The sequence below is a fragment of the Gemmata sp. SH-PL17 genome, assembly GCF_001610855.1.
Classification (GTDB): Bacteria; Planctomycetota; Planctomycetia; order Gemmatales; family Gemmataceae; genus Gemmata; species Gemmata massiliana.
This window is the reverse complement of sequence record NZ_CP011271.1, coordinates 7,245,896-7,262,446: the sequence shown is the minus strand read 5'-3', so window position 1 is coordinate 7,262,446 and position 16,551 is coordinate 7,245,896. Positions and strand designations below refer to the sequence as shown.

General features: G+C 63.3%; 15 protein-coding genes. 4 read left to right on the top strand and 11 right to left on the bottom strand.

What is annotated here, in order from left to right:
- Window positions 1–34 precede the first annotated feature (34 nt).
- From VT84_RS30065 to VT84_RS30045, 5 genes are all read right to left on the bottom strand, one after another.
- Complete coding sequence (locus tag VT84_RS30065) at window positions 35–1,048, bottom strand: hypothetical protein (RefSeq protein ID WP_052556707.1); 1,014 nt, start codon at window positions 1,046–1,048, stop codon at window positions 35–37.
- Window positions 1,049–1,161: 113 nt separating this feature from the next.
- Window positions 1,162–2,304 (bottom strand): hypothetical protein, encoded by a 1,143-nt coding sequence (locus VT84_RS30060; protein WP_052556705.1) that lies wholly within the window; start codon window positions 2,302–2,304, stop codon window positions 1,162–1,164.
- On the bottom strand, window positions 2,301–3,446 hold the full coding sequence (locus VT84_RS30055; protein ID WP_052556703.1) for a DUF1574 family protein: 1,146 nt from the start codon (window positions 3,444–3,446) through the stop codon (window positions 2,301–2,303). Before VT84_RS30055 ends, VT84_RS30060 begins: the two co-directional genes overlap by 4 nt.
- A complete protein-coding gene (locus tag VT84_RS30050) occupies window positions 3,446–4,594 on the bottom strand; it encodes a hypothetical protein (RefSeq protein WP_082842116.1) in 1,149 nt (382 codons plus the stop codon). Before VT84_RS30050 ends, VT84_RS30055 begins: the two co-directional genes overlap by 1 nt.
- A 76-nt stretch (window positions 4,595–4,670) precedes the next feature.
- Complete coding sequence (locus VT84_RS30045; protein WP_082842115.1) at window positions 4,671–6,209, bottom strand: MBOAT family O-acyltransferase; 1,539 nt, start codon at window positions 6,207–6,209, stop codon at window positions 4,671–4,673.
- A 239-nt stretch (window positions 6,210–6,448) separates the two neighbouring features.
- Here VT84_RS30045 and purM point away from each other — a divergent pair, with 239 nt between their 5' ends.
- The 3 genes from purM (at window position 6,449) to VT84_RS30030 (ending at window position 8,678) form a co-directional block, all read left to right on the top strand.
- Entirely contained in the window at window positions 6,449–7,522 is a 1,074-nt protein-coding gene (purM, locus tag VT84_RS30040) for a phosphoribosylformylglycinamidine cyclo-ligase (protein WP_082842114.1), read from the top strand.
- Between the two features lie 58 nt (window positions 7,523–7,580).
- Window positions 7,581–8,030 carry a hypothetical protein gene (locus VT84_RS30035; RefSeq protein ID WP_157469988.1) on the top strand — a complete coding sequence of 150 codons (450 nt, stop codon included), beginning with the start codon at window positions 7,581–7,583 and terminating at the stop codon, window positions 8,028–8,030.
- 165 nt (window positions 8,031–8,195) lie between these two features.
- A complete protein-coding gene (locus tag VT84_RS30030) occupies window positions 8,196–8,678 on the top strand; it encodes a hypothetical protein (protein WP_082842112.1) in 483 nt (160 codons plus the stop codon).
- A gap of 18 nt (window positions 8,679–8,696) precedes the next feature.
- On the opposite strand, the gene VT84_RS30025 is transcribed toward VT84_RS30030, so the two are convergent.
- The 6 genes from VT84_RS30025 to VT84_RS30000 form a co-directional block, all read right to left on the bottom strand.
- Window positions 8,697–9,536 carry a glycosyltransferase family 2 protein gene (locus VT84_RS30025; protein ID WP_082842111.1) on the bottom strand — a complete coding sequence of 280 codons (840 nt, stop codon included), beginning with the start codon at window positions 9,534–9,536 and terminating at the stop codon, window positions 8,697–8,699.
- Window positions 9,537–9,652: 116 nt separating this feature from the next.
- Window positions 9,653–10,384, bottom strand: coding sequence for an energy-coupling factor ABC transporter ATP-binding protein (locus VT84_RS30020; protein ID WP_239465501.1), 732 nt, complete (start codon window positions 10,382–10,384; stop codon window positions 9,653–9,655).
- A gap of 642 nt (window positions 10,385–11,026) precedes the next feature.
- Entirely contained in the window at window positions 11,027–11,788 is a 762-nt protein-coding gene (gene cbiQ / locus VT84_RS30015; RefSeq protein ID WP_082842109.1) for a cobalt ECF transporter T component CbiQ, read from the bottom strand.
- Complete coding sequence (locus VT84_RS30010; RefSeq protein ID WP_082842108.1) at window positions 11,785–12,042, bottom strand: DUF2934 domain-containing protein; 258 nt, start codon at window positions 12,040–12,042, stop codon at window positions 11,785–11,787. The genes cbiQ and VT84_RS30010 overlap by 4 nt, the downstream gene beginning before the upstream one ends.
- Before the next feature lie 169 nt (window positions 12,043–12,211).
- The gene (locus tag VT84_RS39080; RefSeq protein WP_157469986.1) at window positions 12,212–15,244 is read right to left on the bottom strand and encodes a hypothetical protein; all 3,033 of its coding nucleotides are present in this window, start codon (window positions 15,242–15,244) and stop codon (window positions 12,212–12,214) included.
- Window positions 15,245–15,357: 113 nt separating this feature from the next.
- On the bottom strand, window positions 15,358–15,510 hold the full coding sequence (locus VT84_RS30000) for a hypothetical protein (protein WP_157469984.1): 153 nt from the start codon (window positions 15,508–15,510) through the stop codon (window positions 15,358–15,360).
- Between the two features lie 345 nt (window positions 15,511–15,855).
- Between VT84_RS30000 and VT84_RS29995 the strand changes: the two genes are divergently transcribed.
- Window positions 15,856–16,158, top strand: coding sequence for a hypothetical protein (locus tag VT84_RS29995; protein ID WP_082842106.1), 303 nt, complete (start codon window positions 15,856–15,858; stop codon window positions 16,156–16,158).
- Window positions 16,159–16,551 lie beyond the last annotated feature (393 nt).

The following is a 16,551-nucleotide window of genomic DNA, read 5'->3' as shown; positions in this document are numbered from 1 at the left end:
GGCATCAGCGAACCTGGCGAAAGAACTAAGTGTGCTACCGAATAGACTCGAGCCACGGCTTGAGGTACCGGTCCGCCAGCACGCGACTGAACCGCGCCGCAGCGGGGCGCAGGGCGTGGTGCCCGTCGGCGAAGTCTTCTTCCGCGAAATCGGTCGGTGCGTCAAATACCGGACACCTCAACTCGTCCGACAGCATTCGCGCGAACGCGCCCAGAGTCTCCCGAGATTCGGGCGAGTACCAGCTTCGGAATATCGGCGACTCGGGGGCGAAGTAGAACGCGACCGGAACGCCCGCGGCGCGGCAATCCCCCACGAGGTCGCGGAACGCGCGCTCCGCAAGCGGGCGCACGTGGAGGTCGCGGACCGCGGTCCCGTAACCGGCGAACGCGCGGTCCCGCTTGCGCTCGCGGTCCGCGGGGGAAACGGTCTGCGGGTATGCGCTGAACCCCCGCGCGTCGGTCATGGTCCACTGGAACGCCACGCGCTCCGGCCACGGCTGGATCTCCGGTGCCAGGTGGCTGAGGATCGTCATGTGGAACGCCTCCCACGAGTTCACCCGGGTGCCGAGCCACCGGCGCCGGAGCGCGGCCGGGTCGTCGAGGTACGGTTCCAGGTGCTTCAGGTCGGTCGCGGTGAGGCGCGCGGGCTGGTCGCGGAACAGGTCGTCGGCGGACCCGTGGTACGCGAGCGTCCCGGGGAGAATTTCGACCACGACCGCGGCCGGGCGCACGCCGTCGTCGAACAGGCGCTGGAGCGCCAGGCGCAGGTGCGGCGGCCGGGCACCGGACTGCCCGAAATTGAACACGAGGGGCGATCCGGGTTCGTCCGGGAACTCCATTGCCGACGGGTCGATCACGTTCTGCGTGCGCGACGTGCCGACCACGAGCACCAGCGGCCGGTCCGGGTGGGCGCGCTGCTGCGCCCGCAGGCGCACGAGCCGGTAGCCGTACTCCGGGTCGCGCACTTGCGGTAGTGCTGTTTCAACCGAAACGGACAGGACCGCGTTCGCGACGAGAAGTGCGACCGCGCCCCACAACACCGTTCGCATGGCGCGCCGGCGGGTACTGGACCCGGACGAGGGGGATGCTTGTACGATCACGGGGTTACGCAAGTGAGGAACAAACCGTGAGCGAGTCAGGGGCGATGCGCCGGGCGCTTGGTTCACGGGGACTCTCCGGGCGCGGGGAACGCGGCACTAACGGCACGGCCGAACCGCGCGGCGAACGCTCCCGCGCCGGTGCGCGACAGGTGGTGACCGTCCGCGAGCTGGTCTTCTGTCATCCAGTTCCGCGCATTAATCACGGGAACCCTAAATTCGTCCACAAGTTTCGTGAGGTGCTCGCGTGCGGCACGTTCTACGGCCGGCGGATACCAACTCTGGAACTCGGACGATTCTGGAAGATAGAAGAAGCCAACTCGTGCTCCTTGCGCGCGAGCGAATGAAACAGCCTCGCGCAGCGCGCGATCCGAGTCCGGGTGAATCGCGTGCCCGGCGAACTGGCGCCGGTAGTCTGGGCGGTAGTGATCGAGGAACAGGCGCCGGGTTTCCACATCATCGGGGCGCACGTCCATTCCGGGCAACCACCCCCAACGGTCCAGTTCCCTCCAGGGGACGTTGGCGTGTTGGTTCATCGCGAGGTACTTGGGCGACGCCAGCGCCAGCCACCGTTCCCGGTTCGCGAAGATCGGATTCGCACGCGCGATAATCATCGAGCGCTCGGTCCGAGTGGGATCGCGGAAGTAATCGCGAACAACCGGCACATCATCGAAGCGCAACCGCTGACCGACGCGGTGCTGCTCCGCGAACGACCCATCCTGGCGGAGCACCGGCGGCCAGTATTCGAGTAAGACAACCACGGGGCGAAACCCGTCCGCATACGCGCGCCGGAGCGCGATCAGTTGTTGAATCGGTCCCGCTCCGACCGTTCCGAAGTTGAACAGGAGCGGGTCATGTGGTGTTCCGGGTCGCGCGTCCTCCCACGAATCCGGTTTCACACCCATACACGTTCGCGACGAGCCGAATACCAGTGCGAGCGGGCGGCCCGGGTTCTCGGCAACGCGCTCGCGCAGACGCGAAACACGTTTCCCGTATTCCGGATCGCGCAAGTTCGGCCAAGAGGCGTCGAGCGCCACGAGTGCCGCTACGTGCAAAAGCAGCGCGACTGCGACGAACCACCCTAACGCGGTCCACGGGCGGCGCGGGCTTCGGCGCGTGACGCGATCGGGGGTCCGGAACAGCCCGACGACACGGAGTTGCGTCCCGGGGCGCGTTCGCGACGTATTCGGAGCGCAGGTCGCGTTCACGACTCGCCTCCGTGACAGAACTCTCGGAGCCACGGACCGAGCTTTTCGCGCCCGAGGCGCTCGGTGAATACGTCCGCCCCGGGGCCACTCAGGTGATGGCCGTCCCCGAGGAACCCGTCCGCGATCCACGTGCGAGCATCGAAGAACGGTACGCGGAACTCCCCCGCGAGTTCGGACACAAGCGGCACGATTTGCGAGCGCCCCGGTTCTGGGAACCAACTGCGGAACTCGGTCGATTCGGGCGTGATAAGCAGAGCCGCACGAATGCCCGCGGTGCGGCAGATTTCGAGTGCGTCGCGCAAACCCTTCACCCCGCTACCGCCCGGGTGGTAGTCGGCCCAGCAATCGGAATACTGTCTGCGTGTCAGTTCGCGTAAACGGGCGCGCTGAGCCTCGGGTACTTCGGGAGCGCGCACAAAACCGTGCGGATCGGTCGCGTGCTCCGCAAGACGGAACTGCAACGCTGAAAACACGGGCGCATAACGATCGAGTAACTGAACGCGGTACTCGTGCCACGGTGTGATCCACCCGCGCGGGCCGTGAGTCGCGGGCGTGGGTATCGGAAGCCCGAGTTCACTCACGAGCGCGAGTTCGTCCGGGCGCAGGCGGACGGGGTGAAGCCATCGCGCTTCCGGGGGCGGTGACGTTTGTGCCGCAAGGAACGCCGGGTGAACTTCGATTACCACCGCACTCGGCTTCACGCCCGCTTTCAGCAACCGGCGCAAATACACCGCGGTGGTCACCGGTCCGGCGCCGGCGTGTGCAAAATTGAATGCCTCAACGGGCGCGCCGAGATCGCGCGATAAGGTCGAGCCGAGGGCTCCGGCATCGATCGCGTCGAACGTGCGCGAGCTACCGAGAAACAGGAGCGTCGTCTGACCGTTGTTCTCGCCCGCGAAGCCCGAATGCGTGCGAAGCAGGGCGAGCTTATCGCTGTATTGCGGATCGCTGAGCGGCACGCGATCGGTGCGTGCGATCCACCCGGTTGCAAGTTGAATCGTCAACGCGACCGCGAAACCAAATGTGACCGCGAGGGCTGCGCCGCGTGCTTTCCGCCTGTGGGCGAAGCACAGACGGCGTGATGGTTCCGCACCCATTTGCGTCAGGCGCGGGAACCGGATCGCGGGCGCGGCGACCGCCATTAGCGCCCCTCCCGCGAATTTCGCGTGCGAAGGAAGGGGAGGATCACGTCCCCCGCGAGCCGGTCCGTGAATGTTGTGGCCCCGGTGCGCAGCAGGTGGTGATTATCGAGGAACACGTCGTCGGTGATCCAGGTTCTTGCATCGGTGAACGAGCACCCGAATTCGGCCGTCAGTTCGGCAAAGAATCGCACCAGTTTCGATTCCACTGATGCGGGATAAAGTGCGCGGAACGTGGTAGCTTCAGGAAGGACCACGAGCGCGACGGGAATGTGTTCGTTGCGGCACAGCGTCAGCAAGTCGCGCAGCGCGGTGACGGATGGGCCTGCGGGGAGTTCGTGCTTAAAGAGATCGCGGTACTCGGCTGTTGCCCCCGCAATCCCCTTTTGGCGCTGCTCATCGCCAACCGTTTCCACATCGGAAGCGTTCCAGCCGTTCGGGTCCGGGGTGCGACCCCAATCGTACCGGAGCTGCCACGGGAGCGCGCTGGGGAAGATTCGACCAACTAGCTTAAAACGGTGCTCGTAGAGAGGTGAGAGGGCCGCGTCACGCCACTGCCGGCGCAGGCGCTCGGTCGGCATCGCGTACCGGTCTACAGCTTTGATTTCCCCGCGCGTAAGGAGATCGCCTTTGAGCATCCGCGCTTCAAACGGACCGTCGGGCAGCTCCACGAGTAGCGGCGGGAGCACTTCCAGAATGAGCAGGTCCGGGCGGTGGCCGTCGGCCAGCAGGCGCTTCAGATAGATCAGGTGTGTGATTGGTCCCGCGCCAGGAACGCCAAAGTTGAACACCACGGCCGGCGAACCGGCTTCCGTCGCTGCGGCTTGCACGCGCCCCGCAACGAACCCGTAACCGGTGCGCGAGGTACCGAGCAGGATCACACGCGGCGCGCCGACCGGTGCCGCACGTTCGAGGCGCTTGAGCCGGCGCTCTTTGTCCCCGTATACTGGGTCGGCGATCAAGTGCGTCACGACTGAGGCACCCGACAGCGCCGCTTGAATCACGACAAACGCCAACACCCCGGCCACAACCGCGATAACCGCTCCGCGGCGCGCGAACCCGCGTGCCACAGGCGTTCGCGACCGCTTCGCGAGAAGGGGTTTGAGCCAATCGAAGGTGAGGTAGGTCAACTTCACGTCACGGGCCGCCATCCGGTGCAGCGCGGGTCAAAGTGTCGCTCGGTGGAGCAGACGTGCCGCCCGCCGCCACCGAGGTCATACCCGAAACTTAAAACTGGAAGTAGATGAACGTGGTGCCGTTGTCCGGCGCCAGCACGAGCGCGGTGCAGAGGCAGATCGCGTAGCCCACGCCCAGCACCGGGGCCGGCAAACGCGGGTAGATCTTCGCCCACAGGCCGGACCTCACGAGCCACTGGCACGCGAACAGGAAGATGACCGTGTACCACAGGCTGCGGTTGTTCATGTCCAGCTTCAGCCCGCGCTGGATGTGGAACAGTTTCTCGAAGATCGCGAATGCCTTACTCAACTCGGGCTGGAACATGACCCAACACAGGCTCACGCACAGGAACGTGAAGAAGATCCGCAGGCCCGTGCCTAACGCGGTTTCCAGGAACGCGGTGAGTCGCGGCCTGTCATCGCAGAAGTCCTTAAATTGCTTGTGGCCCACCAACATCGCGCCGTGTGCGAAACCCCACAGGAGGTAGCCCCAGGCCGCGCCGTGCCACAACCCGCCGACCGTCATCGTGATGAGCAGGTTGCGGTAATTGAGCCAGCGTGACCCGCGGCTTCCGCCAAGGGGGATGAACACGTAGTCCCGCAACCACGACGAGAGCGAGATATGCCACCGGCGCCAGAAATCGGACACGTTGGTGGCCAGGTACGGCATGTTGAAGTTGTTGATGAGCTTGTAGCCGAGCAAGTGCGCGGCGCCGACGGCCATGTCCGAATAGCCGGAGAAGTCGCAGTAAATGCGGATCGCGTAGGCCAATACTGCGAACCACACCGCGACCGAGTTGTACGCTTCCGGGTCTTTGAACACCGGGTCGCAGAACATCGCCATCCGGTCCGCGATCGCCATTTTCTTGAACGCGCCGACCAGAAAAAGCTGAACCCCGACCTGCACGCGGACCCAGTTCCACCGCTTCGGGCGCCGGGTCTGCGTGAGGAAGTCACCGGCCCGGACGATCGGCCCCGCGACCAGGTGCGGGAAGAACAGGATGAACAGCAGGAACCGCGGGAGGCTCTTTTCTGGCTGAATCTTCCGCTTGTACACGTCGACCGCATAGCTGATCGCTTCAAACGTGTAAAACGAGATGCCGAAAGGGATAAAGATCGCGAGCGGGTTCAGTTTCTCGTAGCCCGGCTCCATGCCGAGTTTCACCATCCCGTCGAACAGTTCGTTCAGGAAGAACCCGCGGTACTTGAAGTAGCAGAGAATCCCGAGGTTCATGCCGACGCTGGTGTACAGAATCAGCTTGCGGAACCGCGGGCGGTCGGACGAACCCATCATCCGGCCGAACAAGTAGTCCGCGAACGTCGTCCCGGTGACCAGGAATGCCAGTTCGTAGCTCCACGCGGCGTAAAAGTGGAAGCTCGCGACCACGAGCACCCAGATCCGCGTCATCGCGAAGCGCCGCGGAATGCTCCAGTACACGAGCAACACGAGCGCGAAGAACGCGAGAAACGCCTGCGTGTGGAAGAACGGGGCCGGCAGCAGGTCGTGGAGCCAACGGAAGTACGCGAACCCGGATTGGTACACCGGTTCCGCGGTTGCTGTGGTGTGAGAAGTCGATGCGAGCAGAGACATTACCAACCGTCCTTGGTTGCGCATTGGCGCGGACGGGGAACTCGCTGAGACCCGCCGCGGGCGGGGACTATAGCGGGATTATGAGAAGTGGGTCAATGCCGGGTCTTGGGGAAAGACCCGCTCTGTGGTTCCTTCCCTAAGACATACAGGGGAACGGGATTAATTGCGGTACACAGCCACCGGCTTCCGTTTCGCCCGGCAGACAACGGGCGAGCGAAACGAGCGCGAAGGGGTTTTCGATGTCCGAGCAGTGGGATTACAAGAAGGCCGGGTTGGACCTCGATAAGTACGAACAAACCATCTCCGGCATTCAGGCGCACATCCAGCGTGCCCAGCGCCCGGGCGTGATCCCGCCGCCGTTTCCGCCGCGCAAGGGTGGAAAGGGTGTGGGTGGGTTTGCCAGCCTCTTCGATCTCTCGCTCGCGGGCAAATACACGAACCCGGTGTTGATTACGTGTACCGATGGCGTCGGCAGCAAGCTCAAAATCGCGTGCATGGCGGGGAAATTCGACACCGTGGGCATCGACCTGGTCGCGATGTCGGTAAACGACCTCATCTGCACGGGGGGCGAGCCGCTCACGTTCCTCGACTATTTGGCGATGCCGAAGGACGATCCCGACCTCACTTCGCAGCTCGTTAAGGGAATCGCGGACGGGTGCCTTGAATCCGGGTGCGCCCTCGTCGGCGGCGAAACCGCGATCCTGCCGGACTTTTACCAGCCGGGCGATTTCGACCTCGCGGGATTCGCCGCGGGCGTGGTCGAACGCGACAAGATCATTGATGGCCAAGCCATTCGCACCGGTGACGCGGTGATCGGCCTCGCATCAAGTGGCGTTCACTCAAACGGTTACAGCCTCGTGCGCAAAGTGGTATTCGAGGCCGCTGAGCTGAAAGTGACCGATCACGTACCGGAGCTGGGCAAAACTGTAGGCGAGGAATTGCTCACCCCCACGCGACTTTACGTGAAGCCGGTTCGTCGACTGCTCGACGCGCACGCGGCCGCGATTCACGGTCTGGCGAACATTACGGGCGGCGGCTTGCCGGACAACGTCGGCCGCATTCTTCCGCCGGACAAGCGCGTCCACGTGAACCGCAACTCGTGGCCCGCAGCGCCCGTGTTCACGTGGCTCCAGAAGTGCGGCAACGTCGCCGACGCCGAGATGTTCCGCGTGTTCAACATGGGCATCGGCTTCGTTGTCATCGCGGACCCGAGCGCGGTCGACGGCATCGTGAAGCAACTGGCAACGGACGGCATCTCCGCATGGAAGATTGGCGACGTGCGGGACGGCACTGTGGGCGTGGAGATCACGTAGGCGAACCACTCCGATGAGCACGATGTCCCTCCACAATTCCCCGTGGAGGGTTCAGCCCGTGACCGACGACGAATTCCTGACCGCATTCGAGGAATGCCGCCTCGTGCGAACCGACTGGACGCACGAGGCCCACGTTCGCATGGCGTGGCTGTACTTAATGCGGGTCGAAGCCAAAGCCGGTGCGGTCGACCGCGTGCGAGGCGGCATCCAGAAGTTGAACGCGACGTTCGTCCATCGCGATCGACTGGAGAACCCGAATCGGCCGCCCAAGCCCAAAGATCCACGTGGGCTGGACGGTTACCACGAGACTGTTACCGTCGCATTCGTGACCGTAATCGCGTCGCGGGTAAAAGCGAACGAAGACTTCGCCGCGTTTCGCGCTCGCAATCCCGATCTCTTCGACCGCAACCTTTCGGCACTTCTGCGGCACTATTCACCCGAACGACTTTATTCCCTACCCGCCCGAACGCAGTTCCTGGAACCCGATTTGGAACCTTTGCCGGGTTAAGCACTTGCGTTCGGGACGGTCGCGATCGCACCTGTTCTTTTGTTACGCTACGGAGATGGTGACCGGCGATTTGATGGGGTATATGGGTGGGAAAGAATGATTGGGGGAGCGAACCTCTCCCTCAACAAACTTGTCCACTCAACCACCCGTTCGGAGGAACCGCCGATGACTGACAGCGAATTCCTGACCAAGTTTGAAAAACGCACGATCACCCGCGAGGAGTGGACGCACGAGGCCCACGTTCGCATGGCGTGGCTCTACGTGACGCGGACCGACAACTACCGCACCGCCCGGAGCAAGGTGCGGACCGGCATCAAGAAGCTGAACGCCGCGTTCATCGCCCAGGAATCCCGGCCGTGCGGCGCGACCCGGCCGGACGATGCGAGCACGGAACCCGCCGTCGAATCCAAGCCGATCGGTTTCCACGAAACCATCACGACGGCGTTCGTTCGGGTCATCTCGATGCGAGCCGAAGCCGGAGAAAAGTTCGCCAGCTTCCGCAAGCGCAACCCCGACCTCTTCGACCGCAACCTCTCGGCTCTCCTGGCCCACTACTCGCCGGCCCAACTGTTCTCCGAAGAAGCGAAGGTCAAGTTCGTTGAACCGGACCTCGAACCGCTCCCGAAGCCGTGGCTCGCCCGCGTGTGAACCGTTTTCCAGCGCCCGTTACCCCTTCGGCTTGAACAACGGGCTTTTCCAGAGCTTCAGCTTGTTCATCCAGTATTTGTTGACGGTGGTCAGAGTCTGGATGCCGTACTTCGTGCTGCGGCGGAAGTTGATCTGGCTGGCCTCGTCGAAGTACCGCACGGGAACCGGGATATCGCCCAACCGGAACCCGAAGTGGACCGCTTGCACCAAAAACTCCGTGTCGAATACGAAGTCGTCGCTGTTCCGCTCGAACGGGAGCGTTTCCAACACGTTCCGGCGGTACACGCGGAACCCACTGTGGAACTCACCCAAATTCTGACCGAGCATCAGATTCTCGAACGCGGTCAACCCGCGGTTGCTCACATACTTCCACCACGGCATCCCACACTTCAGCGCTTCAGCCCGGCTCCGAACCCGGTTGCCCAGAATCACGTCGCAAATACCCAACTCGATCATCCCACAAGCGTGCGGAATCACCCGCGCGTCGTACTGGTAGTCCGGGTGGATCATCACCACAATGTCGGCGCCGTGCTCTAAGCAGTAGCGGTAGCACGTCTTCTGATTACCACCGTAGCCCGTGTTTTTCTCGTGAACGATGACCGTCAGGCCCATTTCGCGTGCGATGGCGACGGTGTTGTCCTTACTGCCGTCGTCGACGAGGAGGATTTCGTCCACGCTCCCCACGGGGAAGTCCGCGATGGTGGCAGCGAGCGTCTTTTCCGCGTTGTAGGCCGGGAGAACGGCGATGATCTTGTGCTTTCGAGGCGGGGTGATTTCCTCGGGCTTCAGGACGCGGTCCACGTGAAAGATCTCGTGGACCGGATTTAGCGGCGGCTCAGCAAGCAAGGTGGAAGGCATGAGGGTGAATCGTGGTGTAAGTGACGTAGCCGACGTTTCGCTCAGTATATGATGCGAAAAACAGTGTCCGAATTCCCGAAATCCGGCCCTTCCCGGTGAACCCGCGCTGCGTGGACCTACCGCAGTCGATACGGCACCTCTAACCCGTGTTGCTCCATCAGGTTAGTATCAGCCAGTAGCTTCTCGGCGGGGCCGTCGGCCGCGAGTTTCCCGCCATCCAGCACGAGCACACGCGAACACGAATCCAACACCAAGTCGAGGTCGTGTGTTGCGATGAGCTTCGTACCGGGCAATCCGCGGATGACACCGATCAGTTCGCGCCGGCCGCGCGGGTCGAGGAACATGCTCGGTTCGTCGAGGAGCAGCACCGAGGGGTGCATCGCGAGTACGCCCGCAAGCGCGGCCCGGCGTTTCTGCCCACCCGACAACTGAAACGGCACGCGATCGGCCGCGTCCGTCATCCCCACGGCCGCAAGTGCTTCACTCACACGCACATTGGCTTCTGCGACCGTGGCACCCATGTTCAGCGGGCCAAACGCGACGTCCTCCGCGACCGTGGGGCTGAAAAGCTGGTCGTCCGGATTCTGGAACACCACGCCGACCACTTCGGGCAGCTTCTTCCGGTGCTCGGGGACCGCGGGATCGAGTCCGCTCACCGAAACCTGTCCCGGTTTCCCCGGCAGCACGCCACATAGCCGCAGAAACAGTGTCGTTTTGCCCGCTCCATTGGGTCCGACGAGCGCAACGCATTCGCCCGGTTCGATGGCGAACGAAACGTCATCGAGCGCAACGCGACCGTCCGCGAAGCGGTGAGACAGGTTCCGGGCGGCCAGTGCCGAGTGGGTCAAGTCAGTTCCGGTCAGTGGCTTGGTGGAAGCGGCGATTTCGGTACTTGGGAGGCCGGTTCGTAGGACCGCATTACTGCTGGCTAACATTTGCTAACATTCCCCGGTAACCGGAACGACACTTCGGACGCGGCACGCACGAAACGCTGATATTTCTGGGCAATCGACGTTAGGGCGTCTTTCGGGGGTACCGGTTCAGTTACCAACAACTGCTAACATTTCTCCAAAATCGCGGCCCAAACAGCGGTTTTTCCGTCGCCTCCATCCATTTTCTCGCCGCGTAGCTCTCAGTGTTCTGGGCGAACGGCCGGCGTAAGCCGGCTGGTGATGGCTTCAGAGCCGTCTTTAACGAGCCGCGACCGCAAGGGAGCGGGAGGCATCACCGATTCTCTGCGACCGCACCCAACTCGGGAGCCTCTGCACCGCTCCCTTGTGGTCGCGGCTCGTTTACCCACCAGTGTTCTGGGCGAACGGCCGTGTAAGCCGGCTGGTGGTGCTTTCAATCCTGTTGATCCTGTCCAAAACTCTTCGCTACTCGCACCGGCCGGCTTACACCGGCCGTTCGCCTAAAGCTGGTCGATTCACCAGCCGCTCGCCAAATTATACGCTAGTGGACAAAAGATTACAAGCGATTCGGGAGGCACCTCAATCCAATACCAGACGATCCCAGATTACGAGAGCAGCAACCACCGCGGTGAGGGCCACGAAGGAAATGATATCGGCGGGCGTAGTACGAAATCGTGAAAGTGTGTGAAAGGTGCCATCGAACCCGCGGCACCGCATCGCGGCGGCGACGTGGTCGGCCCGCTCCGACCCGCGAACCAGGAGCGCGCCGGTCGCGTGCCCGAGGGCACGGTAGCCGTGCCGCGTGGCCCGCATCTGGAACCCGCGTGTGCGCATCGCGACGCGGAGCCGGCGCATTTCTTCGGCCAACAGGAAGGTGTAACGGTACGCGAGCAGCGTGAGCTGCACCAGTAGGCCGGGCACCTTCAGTTTGTGTGCTGCCGCAAGCGTATGGTGGAGCGGTGCTGTACCGATTAGGAGCAGCGCGAAGCACCCGATCGCGAGGCTGCGACAGAGCACTCCCAGCCCGGCGGTCAGACCGTGCAGGGAAACGTGGACGGGACCGATATCCCATCCAGGGCCGTCCAGAGTGAATGGCAGCACGAGCAGAAACGGCAGCGCTGAGAATGCGAAGAGGATCAGCCGCGAGCGCACCCACCCGCCGGGCAAGCGCGCGAGCACCAGTAGGAAGAAGCCGAGCGCGAACGCGACTGCGGCCGGCAGCAGGTGATCGAGGGCCGCGAATCCGCTGACGGCCAGCAGTGCGGCCGCGAGTTTCCAGCGGGCGTCCCAGTGCGCGAGCGGGGAATCGGGTATCGGACGGTGACGGAACGCCAGTGTCATCGCGACTTTCGCGGCAGCGGTTCGGGAGAAGCGGTTGTAGCGAATTCGGATCGCAGTTCCGCCTCGGCTTCCATCCAGTTCTGTACGTCTTGGTCGTGCGGTCGGCCCTTCCGGTCCCAGATTTCGGCCGCGCGAGCCGCGATTTTGTCGTGCGGGATCTCGACTTGCGTTGATTCCGGTGGAGATATAGGCGCACCATCTGCGCCGACCGGCGGATCGGTCTTTGCGAGTCGCCGTTTGAACCAGCGCAGCATGCCCGTTCCTCCGGAGGAGTTCGCGTCACATTAGTATGCGTCACAATGCGGAAGAACGGCAACGCGAGCGAAGTGACCTCACGTAACCTTCATGCCCTGCCCAAAAACAACCCGGGCCGACGAAGTGTGACTTCGTCGGCCCGGGGAAGAACTCCGTTCTTTCGCAGCATCAATAGATGCCGCCGTGAATTCGTTCGGGAGTCAAATGACTGGGGTGGTCGTTGAACCAGAACCGGCGCCACTCGTTATGGATTTGGCGCAAAGTTCCCGATTGGTACAACAATTCTTGCATCCCGATATGCTGCTGGGGCACTTCTGTAACTCCCAGCATCGCGGGCTTGACCGGTTGACTCATCACCGGAACCATCTCTTTCGGCTTATCAGACCGCGCGCGCGGGTCTTGTGTCGCGGTGGCATCGATCGTGATTGTGGCCGGCGCCGCGAACAGCGTGTGGCCGGTGTCTGCGTCGAAGCGGGCGGAGATGCGCACTTGCGTGATGTCCGATGTGTACGCCGACCACGGGAGGAACAGCACGTAACTCTTCTCATACGTCTTGTCCGGGATCGCCCATTTTTCCAGATCTTCTCTGCTGAATTGCCAGCGCTCCGGCGCGGCCGCGCGCTTCCCCGGGGTTTCGTCAACCAAGTCCACAGTGAGTGTGCCGCCGGTCTTGGTGAATTCCTGTTTCGACACGTCAAAGAGGAACATCCGGCCCACGATGCCCGGACTCAGGCGCAGGGTGTGCGATAGGTCCGGCATCACGCTGATTCGGTTTTGCCACCCCACTACCATCGCGGTCGGGACCGGCTTCTTTTTCTCAAGGGACGACAGGTCCGGTGGGGTCGGCTGCTTCATGAGCGGCGGGTTCGATTGGGGCGCCGACGGAGTGGCCGGCTGCGAGCCGCTCGACGGTACGATTCGCGGGACGGGTAGCGACTGCGGCGCGAGCAAGTCGCGGCCCAACTCGGCCGGTGACGGCACGCTGTACGGCTGTGGGTACGCGCTCCCGAGCTGCGGGTACGGTTGCGGGTACGCGGAAGCCGGCGGGATCGCCAGGCTCGGTACCGCAGTCGGTGCCCCCGGCATCTGGCGCAGGGCCGGATCCGTCATCTTGGTCGGCTTCGGTTTCGGCAACTTGTCGCCGGCGCTCTTGTAGCGCCCGGCCATGTACCCGCCCGGTTGCACGTCCATCCGGTCCGACACCATCGGCATCCGCACGTTCCCGATGACGAGTGCGTCCCCGTAGGGACGGAACGTCAGAGCGAACGGCTTGTCTTCCAGGACTTTTTGAAGCTCGCCGAGCATCTCGAAGAACGGTTTCGCGTCTTCCTGCGGGAAATCACCCTCGAAGCTGACGTCGACGCTGGTGACGAGGCCCACCGCGGTCACGCCGTCGCGGGCCATGTGGTAATCGGCGGTGAAGATCAGGCTCGCGGTCGAAACCTTACCGTCCTCCTCGACCGCCTCGTGGACTGTGAGCGTCAGGTGGTCCGGGGACACCTTCACGACGCACTGCTTACCCGCCACGTCACGGTACCACGTCCCCACGACGCCCCGTTTGGCGGGCGGCTCCGTGGACGCGATCGGAATCACGGGAGCAGCCGTCGTCGCGGCCGCTCGGCGCACCGCGCTCTCCGTCTCTTCTTTCACCAGTTCACGCGGGAGCGGGAACGCCGGGTCGGGCGCGAAGTATTGCGGGTAGTGCTCCAGGTACCGCGGCGTGGGCAGCGTCATCCCTTCGCCTACGCAGCTACCTCCGCTTCGTTGCAGCATCTGGCCGAACGCTTCCGACACCAGCGACTTCATCGTGTCGGGTACGGCGGTGTTGCACACGGGCCGCGGCGGAGTGCCCACAGCCGCGGGGGGCATAACCGGGCTTGGGAGCGTGCAGGCGCCACCAATCGGCTTCGGCGGAATCATCACGGGCGGGTTGAAGTTGAAGTCGATTCCGACGCGCGGGCACTCCGCCGGACACGGTCCGGCTTGGGGGGCCGGGCCGATCTTGCCCGTCGCCGCCCCGACCGCCGTACCGAGGGCGGACCCGAGAGACACATCGGGCGTGCTCGTGTCGGTGTTCAGCGGCACCGGGGCCGGCACGCGGCCGTCCTTCGCGAACTTGAACATCCCGCCGAGGATATCCGTTTCACCCCGGCTCAGCGGCGAACCGCACTTCAGGCCGCTCACCATCAGGCCGGACGACGTCATCTTCGTGCGGAACGAGAACGGCGTGTCCACGAGCGCTTGCAGTGGCGCCGACACTTCACTCCAGTCCGCGTTGACTTGCGCGGCGTTCGTTTTCGTGGGGCTTCGCTTCACATCGGCGTCGGTGCCGGTGACGGCCCCGTACACGAGCCCGTCTTTCGTCAGCGTGTAGTGCGCGGTGATCGTGAACGTCGCGGTGTCCCCGTCCGCGGCCTGCGCCATGCACAACTTGAGTTCGTCGTTCGTAAAGGTCGCGGAGATCACCATCCCGGGTAGTTCGCGGTACCACGTCCCGCTCAGTGCGTTCGCGGGCGCGTTCGTTTTGGCACTCGCGAACGAGGCGGTGTCTGCGGCCTTCGCCTCGAATTTGTACTCGTACTTCACGACGTTCTGAATCGGGAACGTCCAGTTGATCGATTCGCACGGCGGGAGCGGCGCGTCGTGTGGCCCCTCACAGGAGCCCACGATGTCACTTCCGAAGACGAGCGTGCCGACCCGGGTTTCCTTGCACTTCACGACCACGGCCGCGCCGTGCGGGTCCGCGCCCGGCCCGACGCGCTCGAGTCCGCGCGTGCCGATCGCGAGCACGGCCGGAGGAGGGGCGACCCGCGCGCGCCAGCTCCGCTGCGTGAACGGGTCGACGAAGTAGAATCCGGGCGCATAGCTTTCGGCCGGCGGGAGCAAATTATCGCTGTTCGTGGGCGTCGGGAACTCGCCCTCCTGGTGGGAGGCGATGTTCGGGACTTTGGTCGGGCGGGGCGCGTTCGTTTGTGGTGCGGGAGTGTGTGTGCCGTGCCCGGGCATGTCGAACTGCGAGAAGTACCGAAGATCGGGCCTCTTGGCCTTGGCCCGCGGCATCGGGGCGACGGGGCGCGACGTTGGGGCGGGATCGGAGTTCCGAGGGTTTTGGAACCCTCCCTCTTGAGCCACGGCGGGGGCGGCGAGTGCTACGGCGAGCAACCCGACCGGGACGAATCGCGGGACCGTCCGACCTGACATGCACGCGCTCCTTGTCGGAGAAATGTGGGCGAACCGGGCGGGATCATGCCGTGGGCGCCCCGAACGCACAACCCCAACGATTTCTCGGCAGAGCAGGGGGCAGGGTTGTTCCGTTATTCGCGCTGGGAGATGCCGATAAGCTTCTGGGCGCGTTCGGGGTGCAGTTGAAGCTGTTCGAGAGCTTCTGGGCGTGTTCGAGCGGGAACAGTGGCGAGTAGGTAGATCATGGCGTTGCGCAAGGTCGCGAGCGCCTGTGGAGCGGCCACGCGGCGCGCATCCTGGCGCAGGGGCACATCGCGCACGTAATGTAGTTGGTTCTCGATGCGAGGCCCCAAAATGCCGCACTGCGTAACATCTAAATCAGGTAAAATCTCAACCAGGCCGTAAATCGTCTTCTACGGTTGTGTTGTCTGATCCAACTCGCTCGTCGCTCCGCCCAAGACGCACCGAACACCACCGAGAATTTGTTCCGGTTCGCCACTCGGAACCCCAGCCGAGTCGGGTTAAGGCCGCCCCACGCGCCCTCGCTCCCCGAGCCGGCGGGTTCATACACCTGTTCGCCGCGACTGACAGTTTGTACCGAGCACACGTTCGCTTACATCGAGGTCACAATGTCTCAAGTGCCGCAGACCGCGACTTTGGCCCAAGCCATCGAAGAAGCTCAAGTGCCGTCCCCGGTTGAATCGCGGGACAACTGGCGCGAAGAGACGATTCGGGCCGGGGTGCTCGCGGCTCTGGGGCGCCCGCAGCAGTTGCTCAGGGTGTCGGTCCGTGCGCTGTGGGGAGGCAACTACCGGGTCAACGTCTGGACCGGCGAAAACGCATCGGCCACGGTTCCCAATAGCTACTTCGTGACCGCGGACGAACGGGGCATGATCCTCCGGTCGGAACCACCCATTCAAAAGCAGTATTGATACACCGCTAAAGGTGAGGTTGGTTTTGCAGAACGTGTAGCTGCTGGAAGCTTCGTTTGGGCTTGGCGACGTGAACATAAACCGTTCTTGGAATGGAATCTCAGTTCCCGAAATTGCCACTGTAATTGAAATGGTCGCGCAAAAAAGATCGGCCGCTAAATCATCACACTGTCGCCCATTCAGTGTGATAATCGCGGCCGATCTAATGTAATATTACACTCTGTTCACACCTGGTTTACGCGCAAAGCCTAATAAACACCAAGATTCTCGCCGCGGTTGTAACTCAATTCGCGCCGCAGTCGCAATTTTCAGTGGTCGCGAAACACTCTGCGAATTCTCATTAGTTCTTTCGAGGCGTCTGCGTTAGGATAACGTCTAGCCTACTGTAGGGGC

What these genes read in the sequence shown, in the direction of transcription:
- VT84_RS30050 (WP_082842116.1), bottom strand. Translation starts at nt 4,594, where the DNA reads ATGGCGGCCCGTGACGTGAAGTTGACCTACCTCACCTTCGATTGGCTC.
- VT84_RS30055 (WP_052556703.1), bottom strand. Translation starts at nt 3,446, where the DNA reads ATGGCGGTCGCCGCGCCCGCGATCCGGTTCCCGCGCCTGACGCAAATG.
- VT84_RS30030 (WP_082842112.1), top strand. Translation starts at nt 8,196, where the DNA reads ATGACTGACAGCGAATTCCTGACCAAGTTTGAAAAACGCACGATCACC.
- VT84_RS29995 (WP_082842106.1), top strand. Translation starts at nt 15,856, where the DNA reads ATGTCTCAAGTGCCGCAGACCGCGACTTTGGCCCAAGCCATCGAAGAA.
- VT84_RS39080 (WP_157469986.1), bottom strand. Translation starts at nt 15,244, where the DNA reads ATGTCAGGTCGGACGGTCCCGCGATTCGTCCCGGTCGGGTTGCTCGCC.
- VT84_RS30010 (WP_082842108.1), bottom strand. Translation starts at nt 12,042, where the DNA reads ATGCTGCGCTGGTTCAAACGGCGACTCGCAAAGACCGATCCGCCGGTC.
- purM (WP_082842114.1), top strand. Translation starts at nt 6,449, where the DNA reads ATGTCCGAGCAGTGGGATTACAAGAAGGCCGGGTTGGACCTCGATAAG.
- cbiQ (WP_082842109.1), bottom strand. Translation starts at nt 11,788, where the DNA reads ATGACACTGGCGTTCCGTCACCGTCCGATACCCGATTCCCCGCTCGCG.
- VT84_RS30065 (WP_052556707.1), bottom strand. Translation starts at nt 1,048, where the DNA reads ATGCGAACGGTGTTGTGGGGCGCGGTCGCACTTCTCGTCGCGAACGCG.
- VT84_RS30045 (WP_082842115.1), bottom strand. Translation starts at nt 6,209, where the DNA reads ATGTCTCTGCTCGCATCGACTTCTCACACCACAGCAACCGCGGAACCG.
- VT84_RS30025 (WP_082842111.1), bottom strand. Translation starts at nt 9,536, where the DNA reads ATGCCTTCCACCTTGCTTGCTGAGCCGCCGCTAAATCCGGTCCACGAG.